Source organism: Stenotrophomonas maltophilia, assembly GCF_039555535.1.
In the GTDB taxonomy this organism is placed as follows: Bacteria; Pseudomonadota; Gammaproteobacteria; order Xanthomonadales; family Xanthomonadaceae; genus Stenotrophomonas; species Stenotrophomonas maltophilia_Q.
Genome location: NZ_CP154630.1, coordinates 852,398 through 865,533, shown reverse-complemented (window position 1 = coordinate 865,533; position 13,136 = coordinate 852,398). Strand labels below are relative to the sequence as shown.

Below are 13,136 nucleotides of genomic sequence, written 5' to 3'. Positions count from 1 at the left end.
CTGGCAGGATAGCCATACTGGTGGCCACACGACGAGGAGAAGCGGGCACGATGGGCGAGATTCTGGTGCTGTACTACAGCCGGGGCGGTTCGGTGGCACGGCTGGCGCGCCAGATCGCGCGAGGCATCGGCGAAGTGCCGGGCATGAGCGCGCGCCTGCGCACGGTGCCGCCGGTGGCCGCGGTGACCCAGACCGCGCAGCCGCCTGTACCCGACGATGGCGCCCCCTATGTGAGCGTGCAGGACCTGGTCGAGTGCCAGGGCCTGCTGCTCGGCAGCCCCACCCGCTTCGGCAACATGGCGGCCCCGGTGAAGCACTTCCTGGATGGGCTGGGCGCCGAATGGGTCAACGGCACCCTCTCGGGCAAGCCGGCCGGCGTGTTCACCTCTACCGCCTCGATGCACGGCGGGCAGGAATCGACCCTGCTGTCGATGCAGGTGCCGCTGCTGCACCACGGCTGCGTGATCGTCGGTATTCCGTTCACCGAGCCGGCGCTGAGCCACACCACCAGTGGCGGCACGCCCTATGGCGCCAGCCACGTCGCCGGTGCGGCCGACGATCCGCAGCCGACCGACGACGAGGCCGTGCTGGCCCGTGCGCTGGGCCGCCGGGTGGCCGACATCGCGCAGCGGTTGGCCCGATGAACCGGCCGCCGCGCACGGTCCTGCTGTTGGCCCTGATGGGGCTGGCTGCGCTGTTCGCAGGCTGGTTCATCAATGACAAGCACTGGCTGGCCACCCAGCTGGTGTTCACCGCGCCGCCGCTGGCGCTGGCCTGTGCGCTGCGCCTGGGCTGGCGCAAGGCCGGTTTCTGGGCCTCGGTGCTGGCGCTGGGCTGGTTCAGCCATGGCGTGATGAGCGCCTGGAGCCACCCGGAAACGCGCTGGCTGGCGTTGATCGAGATCGCGCTGGCACTGCTGGTGATCTTCAGCGCCAGCCTGCCAGGGCTGCGCGCCCGCTTCGGCAAGCGACGCTGACGCTGCGCCCGCCGGGCCGTATCATCTGCGTTCCTGGCCCCGCGCCGCTGCACCTGTCCTGGTTTCGCGCATGCACATGATGGAAGAGCTCCTGGTCGTCACCACCGGTGGCACGATCGACAAGATCTACTTCGACGACAAGTCGGACTACCAGATCGGCGATCCGCAGATCGGCATGATCCTGCGCGAGCTGGGCGTCACGTTCCGCTTCAACGTGATTCCGATCCTGCGCAAGGATTCGCTGCACATCAACGATGAAGACCGCGAACTGATCCGCGCCACCATCGCTGCGCAGCCGACCCGCCACGTGCTGGTGACCCACGGCACCGATTCGATGGTGCAGACCGGCAAGGTGCTGGCCACGATTCCGGACAAGACCATCGTGATGACCGGCGCGCTCAGCCCGGCGCGCTTCCGTGGTTCGGATGCCGAGTTCAACATCGGCTGTGCGATCGGTGCGGTGCAGTCGCTGCCGACCGGCGTCTATATCGCCATGAACGGTCGGATTTTCGACCCGCAGCACGTGCGCAAGAACGTGGCCGCGAACCGCTTCGAGTCGGTCTGAGGAACGGCGTGCCGACCAAAGTCGGCACCTGCCAAAGCGCTGCCCTTGTAGTGTCGAACCATGCTCGGCAACCGCGCGCCAGCGCGGCACAATGGTCCGCAGCCGGAGCAGCCGAGCATGGGCTCGGCTCTACAGAAACGAAAACGCCCCGGCCTAAGCCGGGGCGTGCCCATGGAGAGGGGCTTGGGCTCAGTACTGGGCGTTGAGGGTCAGGCCCGAGAAGGTGCTGTAGGCCTTCACCCGCACATACCAGGTGCCGGCGGCAGGGCTGTTGATGGTGCAGGTCTCGCTGTTGCCGCTCAGGTACGGACGGCAGGTGTAGGTGGTATCGGTGGGGGCACTGCCCTGGCGCACGTACAGGTCGGCATCACCGCTGCCGCCACTGATCGCCACGCGCAGCTGGGTGCTGCCGGCCGGAACCGCGACCGTGTAGTTCAGCTCGGCACCGGTTGCGGCCCCCAGGCCAGTCACCGGCACGTTGTTCTGCAGCACGTTGCCACCCGGGTTGGTGCCACCGCCGTTGATCGCGGCAGCCACTGCGGCATTGGCGTCGATGATGCCGGCACCGCAGCCGCCCGAGCAGGCGCCCGGCAGCGGACGTGCGGTGCTCTTGATGATGCTCTCGACCTGCGCCGGGCTCAGCGGGCTCGGGGCGACCGACTGCATCAGCGCGACCACGCCGGCCACGTGCGGCGCCGCCATCGAGGTGCCGTTGTACGACGCGTAGGTCGCGCTGCCCGGCGTGGTGGTGCCGGTGTTGAGGGTGGACAGGATGCTCTGGCCCGGTGCCGAGATGTCGATGCCGGTGCCGTAGTTGGAGAAGCTGGCACGTGCACCGGCCGAGGTGGTTGCCGCCACCGCGATCACGTTCGGGCAGTTGGCCGGCACCGAGCTGGACACGTTGGCGTTGCTGTTGCCGGCGGCGACCACCACGGTGGTGCCACGGCCGACCGCGCCGTTGATCGCATTCTGGTAGGTGGTCGAGCAGCTGCCGCCCCCCCCCAGCGAAAGGTTGATGACCTCGGCCGGATTGGCATTGGCCGGCACGCCACTGACAGTGCCACCGGACGCCCACACGATCGCGTCAGCGATGTCGGAGGTGTAACCGCCGCACTTGCCGAGCACGCGCACCGGCACGACCTTGGCGTTGAACGCGGTGCCAGCCACGCCGCTGGCGTTGTTGGTCACCGCCGCCACGGTGCCGGCGACGTGGGTGCCGTGCCAGCTGGAGTTGGAGGCCGGAATGCCCGAGCCACACTCGTTGGCGCCGTACCAGTCGCCTTCATCGTTCGGGTTGTTGTCGCGGCCGCCACCGTCGCGCGCCATCGCGGCGTCACTGATGAAGTCGTAGCCGGGCAGGATGTTGGCGTTGAGGTCCGGATGGTTGGTGATGCCGGTGTCGATCACCGCCACCACCACGCCGGTGCCGGTCGACTTGTCCCAGGCCGGCCGGATGTTGATGCCCGCGTTGGACGTACCGAAGCCCCACTGCTCGCTGAAGCGGGTGTCGTTCGGGGTCAACGTCGCGCGCATGATCTGGTCGACTTCGACGTATTCCACGTTCGGGTCGGCGGCCAGCTTGCGCATCAGCTGCTCGGATTCGGCCCGGTCCAGCGGACGGTCGGTCTTGACCAGGGTCGGGCCGACGGCCAACTTGCGGACCTCCTGCAGGCCCAGCGCGCGGCCCTGGCTGCTGGCAAGGCCAGCGGCGGCCGTCTTCAGCGACGAAGCCAGCGCAGTGGTGTTGGCCACGGCGGCGCTGCCGTCGCGGTACTTCACGATGAAACGCTGGTGCGTCGGCGCGGACTGCAGGCCGCTGAGCTGGACATCACCGGCCAGCGCAGGCGTGGCCAGCAGCAGCGATGACAGAACGGACGCACCAAGGACCACCCACACTCGACGCACACGCGGTTGCGTTACCTGGGACATCGTATTTCCCTTTCTTGTGGTGTGAATGCCGGAATCGGCAGAAGCACCGGCCCGAACCATGGGCTGGCTTGCATTGGCGAGGTTCGAAGTCCGGTGAGTCAGCGGATCCCCCTAACGATCCGCCGTGCAGATGACGCTAATGGCCGAAACCGGACACCACAAGATTTTCAGCGTCTTTTCAGCAAGATGAAATGTTCGTTCTGAGACTTTTCGGGTCAAGGGTTTGTGAAGGTGAAGGAACTTTCTCGTGTCCTGCACAGACCTGACTGGGTCGTCACGTGTCCTGGAATGACTTTGCCGACATCGGCGTCCGCTGTTTCGGGGTCAGATCCTTTTCCTATGGAAAAGGGATCTGACCCCAGGCCCATAACGCAGAAAGCCCGTCACGGGGACGGGCTTTCCGGAAAATCAGCCGAGCGTGGGCTCGGCTCTACAGTTGACCGCGGACGATCAGCCCAGCTTGACCAGCCAGTTGTGGCGGTCCGGCAGGCGGCCGTACTGGATGTCGGTCAGTTCCTTGCGCAGCGACATGGTCACTTCGCCGGCCGGGGCGTTGATGTCGCCGACCGAGAAGCCCTCGCCCTTCAGCTGGCCGATCGGGGTGACCACCGCCGCGGTACCGCAGGCGAACACTTCGGCGATATCGCCGGAGGTCACGCCCTGCTTCCACTCATCGATGGTGACCTTGCGCTCTTCGACCTTCATGCCACGGTCGCGCGCCAGCTGCAGGATGCTCTCGCGGGTGATGCCTTCCAGGATGCTGCCAGACAGTTCCGGGGTGACCAGGGTGCCGTCCTTGTAGACCAGGAAGACGTTCATGCCGCCCAGTTCTTCCAGGTACTTGCCTTCGACCGGGTCCAGGAACAGCACCTGCGAACAGCCCTGCGCCTGCGCCTTCTGCTGCGGCAGCAGCGAGGCGGCGTAATTGCCACCGCACTTGGCGGCGCCGGTGCCGCCCTTGGCCGCACGCGCGTATTCGGTGGACAGCCAGATCGACACCGGGGCAACGCCCTTGGCGAAGTACGGGCCGGCCGGGCTGGCGATGACGTAGTAGCCGGCCTTGTGCGCGCCGCGCACGCCGAGGAAGGCTTCGTCGCCGATCATGAACGGACGGAAGTACAGGCTCGACTCATCGGCCGACGGCACCCAGGCGCTGTCCACGGCGATCAGCTGCTTCAGCGATTCGACGAAGATCTCCACCGGCAGTTCCGGCAGCGCCAGGCGCTGTGCCGAACGCTGCAGGCGACGGCCATTGGCATCCGGGCGGAAGGTCCAGATCGAGCCATCGGCATGGCGGTAGGCCTTGATGCCTTCGAAGATTTCCTGGCCGTAGTGCAGCACGGCCGCGGCCGGGTCCAGCTGCAGCGGGCCGTAGGCACGCACGTTGGCGTTGTGCCAGCCGGCGTCCTTGTCCCAGCGCACTTCCACCATGTGATCGGTGAAGTGCAGGCCGAAGCCCGGCTTTTCCAGGATCTGGGCGCGCTCTTCAGCGCTGCGCGGGTGGTCCGAACGGGTGACGGCGAAGCTGGGAATGGACTGGGACACCGGAGGATTCCTGTTCTGGTTGCGGGTAGTGCCGGGCCCGCGTAACTGCGGGCCCTGGGTCAAAGCATGCCGGTCTCGAGCCGGGCCGCCTCGGACATCATGTGCTGGTTCCACGGCGGGTCGAACACCAGGTCGACGTCGGCCTCGGCCACCGTCGGGATCATTTCAAGCTTGCTGCGCACGTCGTCGACCAGGATGTCGCCCATGCCGCAGCCCGGTGCGGTCAGGGTCATCTTCACGTCGATCTCGCGCTGGCCTTCGTCCAGGTGCTTGATCTCGACCTCGTAGACCAGGCCCAGTTCGACGATGTTCACCGGAATTTCCGGGTCAAAGCAGGTGCGCAGCTGCTGCCACACCAGCTGTTCCACCTGTTCATCGGTGGCATCGGCAGGCAGTTCGAGCGGTGCCGGTGCCTCCTTGCCGATGGCGTCGCCGTCCTTGCCAGCAATGCGGAACAGGTTGCCCTCGACGAACACCGAATAACTGCCGCCCAGCGCCTGGGTGATGTACCCATAGCTGCCGGCGGGCAGGGTCACGGTATCGCCCTGCGGGACCATCACGGCCTCGCAATCGCGTTCGAAGTGGACAGGTTCGCTGCTACGGGAATACATGGGGACCGATATGGGGCCGTGGCCAGGCCACGCAAGACGGCATTCTAGCCCAGCCGCCCCGGCACCGCCGGTGCACCGCCGCAAACCACAGTATCCTGTGGGTGATCTTCAGGGAGCTTCGATGTCCTCCAATGCCGCGCGTGCCAGGACCGTCACCTGGCTCTGGCCCATCATGCTGTTGCTGGGCCTGGTTGTTGCTCCCCTTGCCTGGATGGTGCTGGCACTGATGACCGGCCGGCAGGTCGGCTGGATGGCGGTACTGACCGCCCTGGAACTGGTGTTCATGCTGCGCATGGGTACGCTGGGCCCGGGCCGGCTGCGCATCGCGCTGGTCGTGCTGGGCACCCTGCTGGTGGCCGCCGTGGCCAACTGGACCATCGCCAGCGCCTGGATGGGCGGCTCGATCGGCCTGGACCTATGGGACGCCAGCCTGCGCATGGGCCCGCACCTGGCCTGGACCCTGATCACCCTGGCCAATGGCGCCATGGAATGGCTGTGGCTGGCGCTGGGCGTGGCCGTGGGCGCCTGGCTGGCGCGCTGAGCGCGATGGCCCCCGTGCGCGTTGTGCTTCCCGGGTAGATCCACGCCACGCGTGGATGAGACTGCGCATATGGGGTCAGAGCCCTTTCCTGTGGAAAGGGATCCGACCCCGGATCTCAATGCCCGCCGTCGAGCGCCTTCAACTCACTGACCAGCGAGGCCGCCGCTTCGGCACCGTCGCCGTACAGCATGCGGGTGTTGTCGGCATAGAACAGCGCATTCTCGATGCCGGCAAAGCCGGTGCCCTTGCCGCGCTTGATCACCACCACGTTGCGCGCATTGACCACGTCCAGCACCGGCATGCCGTAGATCGGGCTGGCCGGATCGGTGCGTGCGACCGGATTGACCACGTCGTTGGCGCCGATCACCAGCACCACGTCGGTGTTGGCGAACTCCGGGTTGATGTCGTCCATGTCGGCGATCAGGTCGTAGGGCACGCCCGCCTCGGCCAGCAGCACGTTCATGTGCCCGGGCATGCGCCCCGCCACCGGGTGGATCGCGAACTTCACCTTGACCCCACGCTGGCCCAGCCGCTGCGCCAGTTCCCATATCTTGTGCTGCGCCTGCGCCACGGCCATGCCGTAGCCGGGCACGATCACCACGCGCTCGGCAAAGGCCATCATCGCGGCGACGTCGGCCGCTTCGATCGGCTTCTGCGAGCCGCTGATCGCCTGCCCTTCGCCACCGGCACCACCGCCGAAGTTGGAGAACAGCACGTTGCGGATCGGACGGTTCATCGCCTTGGCCATCAACCGGGTCAGCAGGATGCCAGCCGCGCCAACCATCATGCCGGCGATGATCAGCGCCTCGTTGCCCAGCACATAGCCTTCGAACGACACCGCCAGGCCGGTGAACGCGTTGTACAGCGAGATCACCACCGGCATGTCGGCACCGCCGATCGGCAGCGTCATCAGCACGCCCAGCGCCAGTGCCAGCACGAAGAAGGCGACGATGGACCAGCTACTGAGCGTGCTGGCCGCGATGATCGCCAGCACCACCACCGCCAGCGCCACCAGCAGATTCATCACCTGCTGGCCGGGCCAGGTCACGCGCTTGTCCAGCCGTCCATCCAGCTTGGCCCAGGCGATCACCGAGCCGGACAGCGACACCGCGCCGATCGCCGCGCCGACCACCGCCAGCAGCAGCACCGTGCCCGATGGCTGGCGCGCGGCCAGGTCGGCCAGCGCCTGCGCGCTCCAGTGGCTGGTATCGCGGTGGGCCAGGAAGGAATAGCGCAGCAGTTCCACCGCGCCGATGGCCGCCGCCGAGCCGCCGCCCATGCCGTTGTACAGCGCCACCATCTGCGGCATGTCGGTGATGGCGACCTTGCCGGCCGACCACCAGGCCAGGCCCGCGCCAAGCAGCAGCGCCACCAGGATCAGCGGCACGTTGTGCAGTTCGGGCAGGAAGAAGGTTGCCGCCGTAGCCAGCAGCATGCCCAGCCCGGCCCAGCGGATGCCGCTGCGCGCGGTCAGCGGCGAGGCCATCCGCTGCAGGCCGAGCAGGAACAGCGTGGCGGCGACGAGGTAGCTGGCCTTGACCAGCCAGTCGAGCAGTTCGACGGTACTGATGTTCAAGCCTGCGGCTCCTTCGGTTCGTCCTTGGCACCCTTGGGCGCGCTCGGCTTGAACATTTCCAGCATGCGCGCGGTGACCACGTACCCACCGGCAGCGTTGCCGGCACCCAGCACCACGGCGAGGAAGCCCAGCGCCTTTTCCAGTGGCGTCTGCGCGTGCCCCAGCACCACCATCGCGCCGATCAGCACGATGCCGTGGATGAAGTTGGAACCCGACATCAGCGGGGTATGCAGGATCACCGGCACCGGCGAAATGATCACGTGGCCGGCGATGGCCGCCAGCATGAAGATGTACAGCGCCACGAACCCGTCACTCACTGGCAACGCTCCCGCTCTGTCTTCGTCGGCCCATCATAACCACGGGCTGAACCCGGCGCGCGCCCACGGTCAACCGAAGCCGCGCTCACGCGTTGTCGATGGTGACCCCGAGCGAGGAACCGTACCCTGTGCTGGTGAGCAGCCCTGTCCCCCCGAGCGCCGAGACCGATGCCCTGCCGGCGTCGCTGGAAGTGTTCCTGGCCAGCGTCGGCCCGCGCGCATTCCGCTTCGCTGAGGCCGGCCTGCGCCAGCGCGACGACGCCATGGACGCGGTGCAGGACGCCCTGATGCGCATGCTGGACTACGCCGACAAGCCGGCCGCCGAATGGGCGCCGCTGTTCTGGAGCATCCTGCGCCGGCGCGTGATCGACCTGCAGCGTCGACGCCGTTTCCGCCTGCCGTTCTGGCGCGACAACCAGGATGCCGACGGTGGCGGGATCGACTGGGCCGATCCCGGCCCGGACCCGGCGCAGGCGCACGAACAGCGCCAGCAGTACCAGCAGCTGGTGCAGGCACTGCGTACCCTGCCCGCCCGCCAGCGAGAAGCCTTCACCCTGCGCGTGCTGCAGGACCTGGACGGGGCCACCACCGCCCGCGCCATGGGCTGCAGCGAAGGCGCGGTAAAAACCCATCTGGCACGCGCCCGGCAGGCGCTGCAGGACTACCTGGAGACCCACCCGTGAACCGCTCCCTGCCCTCCGATGACATCCTGCGCAGCCTGCACGCGCAGTCGCTGCAGGCACTGTCGCCGGCCACGCTGGCACAGCTGCGCCAGGCCCGCCACGGCGCCAGCGCGGCCCGGCACGGGCGCCTGCGCTGGTGGCTGGCCAGCGCCTGTTCGCTGGTGGTGGCACTGGGTATCGGCCTGCAGTTCAGCGGCCACAGCCCCCTGTCGGGCCCAGCGCCGGCCCCGGTGCTGGCCTCGGTAGAAGACAACAGCACGCTATATGACGAAAATCCCGATCTGTACCTGTGGCTGGGCGATACCGACCTGGCGATGGAGTGAACCATGCCCCGATTCAACCTGCTGCCGCTGCTGTTGACCCTGTCGCTGCTGCCGGCCGTCCCCGCGCTGGCGCAGACTGCTGCACCCGCTGCGGCCCCACGTCCTGTACCGGCCGCACCGCTGCCGGCGTGGGAACAGCTGAGTGAAGCCCAGCGCGAATCGCTGCTGGCACCGCTGCGCGACCGCTGGAACAGCGCCGATGCCAGCCAGCGCCAACGCATGCTGTCGCACGGCCAGCGCTGGCAATCGATGAGCCCGGAGGAACGTGACAAGGCGCGCCGTGGTCTGCGCCGCTTCGAGCACATGAGCCCGGAACAGCGTGAGCAGGCCCGGGCACTGTTCGGTCAGATGCGCGACATGCCACCGGCGCAGCGCGACGCCCTGCGTGAGCGCTGGTCGCAGATGACGCCGGAACAGCGCAAGGACTGGGTGCGCGACAACCCGCCGCCGGCCAAGCCGCGGTAAAGGCAGCGTTCAACCCTTTGTAGAGCCGAGCCCAAGCTCGGCTGCTTTATCGCGCCTGCGCAAGCCGAGCATGGGCTCGGCTCTACAGGAGGCATATCAGGTTCACGCCTGCCAGCGTGTCTTGGCCAGCAACTCGTCGTCCCAGTCGAACGCCAGCTGCCCCTCGCGCACGAACAGCGCGACGAAGTTCAGCAGGTTGCGCGCATACATCTCGCTGGCCTGGGTCGCGCCGCGACTGGCCAGGCCCAGCGGGCCGTCGATGGTCACGCCCTGGTGTTCAATGCATTGCCCTGGCCGGGTCAGTGCGCAGTTGCCACCGCTCTCGGCGGCCAGGTCCACGATCACGCTGCCAGTGGCCATGCCTTCCACCATCGCCGCAGTGACGATGGTGGGTGCCGGGCGCCCCGGTACCGCCGCCGTGCAGATCACCACATCCACGCCGCGCAGGTGATCGGCCAGGCGGCGCTGCTGCTCGGCTCGCTCCTCATCGGTCAACGCGCGCGCGTAACCGCCCTCGCCGGCCGCGCTCACCCCCAGGTCGAGGAAACGGGCGCCCAGCGACTGGATCTGCTCGCGGGTTTCCGGGCGCACGTCGAAGCCTTCCACCTGGGCACCGAGGCGCCGGGCAGTGGCAATGGCCTGCAGTCCCGCCACGCCGGCACCGATCACCAGCACCTTGGCCGGACGCACGGTGCCGGCAGCGGTGGTCAGCATCGGGAAGAATCGTGGTGCGCGTTCGGCGGCGATCAACGCGGCCTTGTAACCGGCCATGCCGGCCTGTGAACTGAGCACATCCATCGCCTGCGCACGGGTGGTGCGCGGCAGCTGCTGCAGCGGGAACAGGTGCAGGCGGTCATCGGCAGCCAGTGCCGCCAGGGCCACATCACTGGCAGGGGTCAACAGGCCAACCACGGTGGCACCCGGCTTGAGCTGCTGCAGTACCGTCGCCGGGGGCGCCTGCACGCACAGCAGGATGTCGATCTCGGCCCAGCGGGCGGCGTCGAACGCGCGGGCACCGGCATCGTCATAGGCGGCATCGGTGAAACCCGCGGCCAGTCCGGCGCCGGGCTCGTACCAGACAGTGATGCCCAGGGCGCCGAGCTTGCGCGCGGTCTCCGGTGTCAGCGCCACGCGCCGTTCGCCCGGCACGGTCTCCTTGATCCCCAGCAACGCTACGGCCATGCAGGTCCCCGCTGATCGGTGAGTTTTCCCGATCCTAGCAGGCGGCTCCACTCAGTGCAGGGTGGCGCTGCCCGGGTCCAGCCGATCGATCACGCCCTGCATCGCGCTGTCGAACGCACCGTCATCCACATGGGCGCGCAGACGTCCCAGCCGCACCATCACCGCCAGTTCCTCCGGCGAGGCTACGCAGAAGCGCACGCCACGACGGTTGACGAACAGCAGGCGCGAGGAAATCGGGCTGACCCAGGACAGCTTGCCGGCCTGCACCTTGCCGTCCTTGTCGACGAAATCCAGCCAGTTGCCGATCTCCATTCGACGGAAGCGATCGGCGTCGGCATTGTCGAAATCATCGGCATCGATCTGGCCGCTCAGCTCCACCGCCGGCGATTCGGCTACCGGTGGCGCGGGCAGTACGACCTGCGGCAGTTCCGGCAGCCCGCGCTGCAGTTCCGGCCGCGATTCGGCAATGCCCTGCAGGGTGTCATGCAGGGCATCGATGGCGCCGGTGGCGGCGTCGCCATGCACGCCCACGCTGGCGAACACCTTGGCCAGCACCGGCTGCCAGGCCTGCAGCCACGGCTTGCCGACGATCTGGCGGCGGGCCTCGGCCACTTCCTCCAGCAGGCCGTCGCCCAGGCTCAGCGCCTCGGCCACCGATGCGCCCTCCTCGCCCTCGCGCAGCAGCGCCAGGGTCAGGTGGTGCTGCCACGGCTGGCGCAGGAATTCGGCGATGGCCGGCGGCAGGGTGGCATCACCGATGCGGCGGTCCAGTTCGGCGCCGGCGCGGGTGCGGGCCATTTCCAGTTTTTCCTGGCCACGCTGCGTTTCGGCGGCGCGGCGCTCGGCGATTTCCACGCGACGGCGGTGCTGCACCAGGAACTCGCGGAATTCCTCTTCCAGGGTCAGGAAGATCGCCAGGTTCTCGTTGAACTCGGCAACCAGGCGCTCGATGATCTCCTCGACCTTGGCCATCAGCATGCGCTCGGCCTGGCTTTCGCCGGTGTTGCCTTCGCAGGCCTCGGCCAGCGAGTTGAGCAGCTTGCGCGCCGGATGGGTCTTCTGCACGAACATGCGGCGGTCGAGCATCGCGACCTTGACGAACGGCACCACCAGGCGGCCGATCAGCTCGCGCGAGCGGCCTTCCAGTTCGCGCTCGTCCAGCATCACGTCGAACAGCATGCCCACCAGGTCGATCGCATCCTCGTCCTGCGGGTCCAGCCGGGTCTGGCCCGGATCGACACCGAGACGGGTGGCGCTGGACAGCACTTCGCTCTTCAACCGCTGCGCCAACGATTCGCCGTCCTCGCCGATCGCCGCGCGCAGGGTCGCACTGGGCGTGGCCTGCAGCAGCGACAGCACCGACATCATCTCGCGCTGGCTGAGCGGACGCTGCTGGCCGATCGCCACCTGTGCGGCCGACGTCGCGTCCTCGCGCACGTGGCGGGTCTGCTGCAGCAGTTCGTGCAGCGCCTCCAGCAGCATGCCCTGCTGGCCCGCATGGGCGTCGCCGGTGCCGCCGTCTTCGGCGCCCAGGTGCTGCTGCATGTGCCCACGCCGCTCGGACCAGCGTGCGGCAAAGCGCTGCGCCCAGGCCGGCGCGGCCTGCTCGTCATCACCGAATTCGCCGTCCAGGCCCGTGCCCGGGCGCTGCTCCACCAGGTCATCCAGGCCCGAGGCCATGCGCGGGTCGGGCGCCGCCGACAGTGGACGCCGCGGCGCTCCCATCTGCGACATCACCCCGGCCGCGGCCAGTTGCTCGTCCAGCTTCTCGTAGATGCGACCCACCGGCGCGCGCAGGTCGCGCTCGCACAGCTTGATCAGCACCAGGTGCACTTCCGGAGCCAGTTCGCAGCCGGCAAAGGCTTCGTGGATGGCCACGCCCAGGTGTTCGGGGCTGATGGGATTATGGTCGGCATCCAGTTCGGCGCCGCCGATCAGACGGCCCAGGCGGCGGTCGAGCCGCGCCAGGACCGGCTTGAAGTCACGCAGCAGCACCGTGGCGAAATTGCGCACCGCCAGCCGCGACTCCAGCACGTGCTCGGCCAGCAGGCTCAGGCCATCCTCGGCTGGGCCGGACAGCGTCGATTCGGCCGACATGGGCTCACCACTGGCCAGCGCATCCCAGGCCCGCTGCAGGTGGCCAGAGAAGGCACCGGCAATGTCCTCGCGGCGGCGGCGCAGTTCGCGCATCGCATCCAGGAACAGCAGCTGCGACGAACCGGCATTGCCGGCCCGATCGAACAGGGCATCGTCGAAGCGCGCCAGTGCCGCGCCGAAGGCCTGGCACAGCGCGGGCAGGACCATGTCCCGGGCAAGCTGGAGCTGGGCCGGGTCACGGCCCGGCGATCCCATCGGTGTGGGCGCGCTCATCATTCGGGAAGGCTCCCCACCTTCTCTGGTACGACAGACAACGTGGACATCGC

At 68.1% G+C, this 13,136-nt stretch carries 14 protein-coding genes; 7 read left to right on the top strand and 7 right to left on the bottom strand.

The annotated features are described in order from the left end of the window. Nucleotides 1-50: 50 nt before the first annotated feature. The 3 genes from wrbA to AASM09_RS03885 all read left to right on the top strand — a co-directional run bounded on the left by wrbA (nucleotide 51) and on the right by AASM09_RS03885 (nucleotide 1,541). Nucleotides 51-644: an NAD(P)H:quinone oxidoreductase gene (gene wrbA, locus AASM09_RS03895; protein ID WP_005408181.1), complete on the top strand. Its 594-nt coding sequence runs from the start codon at nucleotides 51-53 to the stop codon at nucleotides 642-644. Beyond that, nucleotides 641-976, top strand: a complete 336-nt coding sequence (locus AASM09_RS03890; RefSeq protein ID WP_049428779.1) for a DUF2069 domain-containing protein — start codon at nucleotides 641-643, stop codon at nucleotides 974-976. The genes wrbA and AASM09_RS03890 overlap by 4 nt, the downstream gene beginning before the upstream one ends. A gap of 79 nt (nucleotides 977-1,055) precedes the next feature. Continuing rightward, nucleotides 1,056-1,541, top strand: a complete 486-nt coding sequence (locus AASM09_RS03885; RefSeq protein WP_040009892.1) for an asparaginase domain-containing protein — start codon at nucleotides 1,056-1,058, stop codon at nucleotides 1,539-1,541. Nucleotides 1,542-1,730: 189 nt separating this feature from the next. Here AASM09_RS03885 and AASM09_RS03880 read toward each other — a convergent pair whose 3' ends face one another. The 3 genes from AASM09_RS03880 to sufT all read right to left on the bottom strand — a co-directional run bounded on the left by AASM09_RS03880 (nucleotide 1,731) and on the right by sufT (nucleotide 5,626). Next, on the bottom strand, nucleotides 1,731-3,470 hold the full coding sequence (locus AASM09_RS03880) for a S8 family peptidase (protein WP_049428776.1): 1,740 nt from the start codon (nucleotides 3,468-3,470) through the stop codon (nucleotides 1,731-1,733). Nucleotides 3,471-3,920: 450 nt separating this feature from the next. Further along, complete coding sequence (locus AASM09_RS03875; protein WP_049428774.1) at nucleotides 3,921-5,015, bottom strand: branched-chain amino acid aminotransferase; 1,095 nt, start codon at nucleotides 5,013-5,015, stop codon at nucleotides 3,921-3,923. A 59-nt stretch (nucleotides 5,016-5,074) separates the two neighbouring features. Continuing rightward, nucleotides 5,075-5,626, bottom strand: coding sequence for a putative Fe-S cluster assembly protein SufT (gene sufT / locus AASM09_RS03870; RefSeq protein WP_012479222.1), 552 nt, complete (start codon nucleotides 5,624-5,626; stop codon nucleotides 5,075-5,077). Nucleotides 5,627-5,747: 121 nt separating this feature from the next. Here sufT and AASM09_RS03865 point away from each other — a divergent pair, with 121 nt between their 5' ends. Continuing rightward, the gene (locus tag AASM09_RS03865) at nucleotides 5,748-6,167 is read left to right on the top strand and encodes a hypothetical protein (RefSeq protein ID WP_049428773.1); all 420 of its coding nucleotides are present in this window, start codon (nucleotides 5,748-5,750) and stop codon (nucleotides 6,165-6,167) included. 115 nt (nucleotides 6,168-6,282) lie between these two features. On the opposite strand, the gene AASM09_RS03860 is transcribed toward AASM09_RS03865, so the two are convergent. Beyond that, entirely contained in the window at nucleotides 6,283-7,743 is a 1,461-nt protein-coding gene (locus AASM09_RS03860) for an NAD(P)(+) transhydrogenase (Re/Si-specific) subunit beta (protein ID WP_049428771.1), read from the bottom strand. Further along, nucleotides 7,740-8,060 carry an NAD(P) transhydrogenase subunit alpha gene (locus AASM09_RS03855; RefSeq protein ID WP_343368782.1) on the bottom strand — a complete coding sequence of 107 codons (321 nt, stop codon included), beginning with the start codon at nucleotides 8,058-8,060 and terminating at the stop codon, nucleotides 7,740-7,742. The genes AASM09_RS03860 and AASM09_RS03855 overlap by 4 nt, the downstream gene beginning before the upstream one ends. A 98-nt stretch (nucleotides 8,061-8,158) precedes the next feature. Here AASM09_RS03855 and AASM09_RS03850 point away from each other — a divergent pair, with 98 nt between their 5' ends. The 3 genes from AASM09_RS03850 to AASM09_RS03840 are packed head-to-tail and all read left to right on the top strand — an operon-like array spanning nucleotide 8,159 to nucleotide 9,531. Beyond that, on the top strand, nucleotides 8,159-8,743 hold the full coding sequence (locus AASM09_RS03850) for an RNA polymerase sigma factor (protein WP_080354992.1): 585 nt from the start codon (nucleotides 8,159-8,161) through the stop codon (nucleotides 8,741-8,743). Continuing rightward, on the top strand, nucleotides 8,740-9,066 hold the full coding sequence (locus AASM09_RS03845; RefSeq protein ID WP_049428766.1) for a hypothetical protein: 327 nt from the start codon (nucleotides 8,740-8,742) through the stop codon (nucleotides 9,064-9,066). The genes AASM09_RS03850 and AASM09_RS03845 overlap by 4 nt, the downstream gene beginning before the upstream one ends. Before the next feature lie 3 nt (nucleotides 9,067-9,069). Next, entirely contained in the window at nucleotides 9,070-9,531 is a 462-nt protein-coding gene (locus AASM09_RS03840) for a DUF3106 domain-containing protein (protein ID WP_049428764.1), read from the top strand. Nucleotides 9,532-9,633: 102 nt separating this feature from the next. Here AASM09_RS03840 and AASM09_RS03835 read toward each other — a convergent pair whose 3' ends face one another. Both AASM09_RS03835 and AASM09_RS03830 read right to left on the bottom strand, forming a co-directional pair. Continuing rightward, nucleotides 9,634-10,713, bottom strand: coding sequence for an NAD(P) transhydrogenase subunit alpha (locus AASM09_RS03835; RefSeq protein ID WP_049428762.1), 1,080 nt, complete (start codon nucleotides 10,711-10,713; stop codon nucleotides 9,634-9,636). Between the two features lie 51 nt (nucleotides 10,714-10,764). Then, the gene (locus AASM09_RS03830; protein WP_049428761.1) at nucleotides 10,765-13,086 is read right to left on the bottom strand and encodes a DUF1631 domain-containing protein; all 2,322 of its coding nucleotides are present in this window, start codon (nucleotides 13,084-13,086) and stop codon (nucleotides 10,765-10,767) included. Between the last annotated feature and the right edge of the window lie 50 nt (nucleotides 13,087-13,136).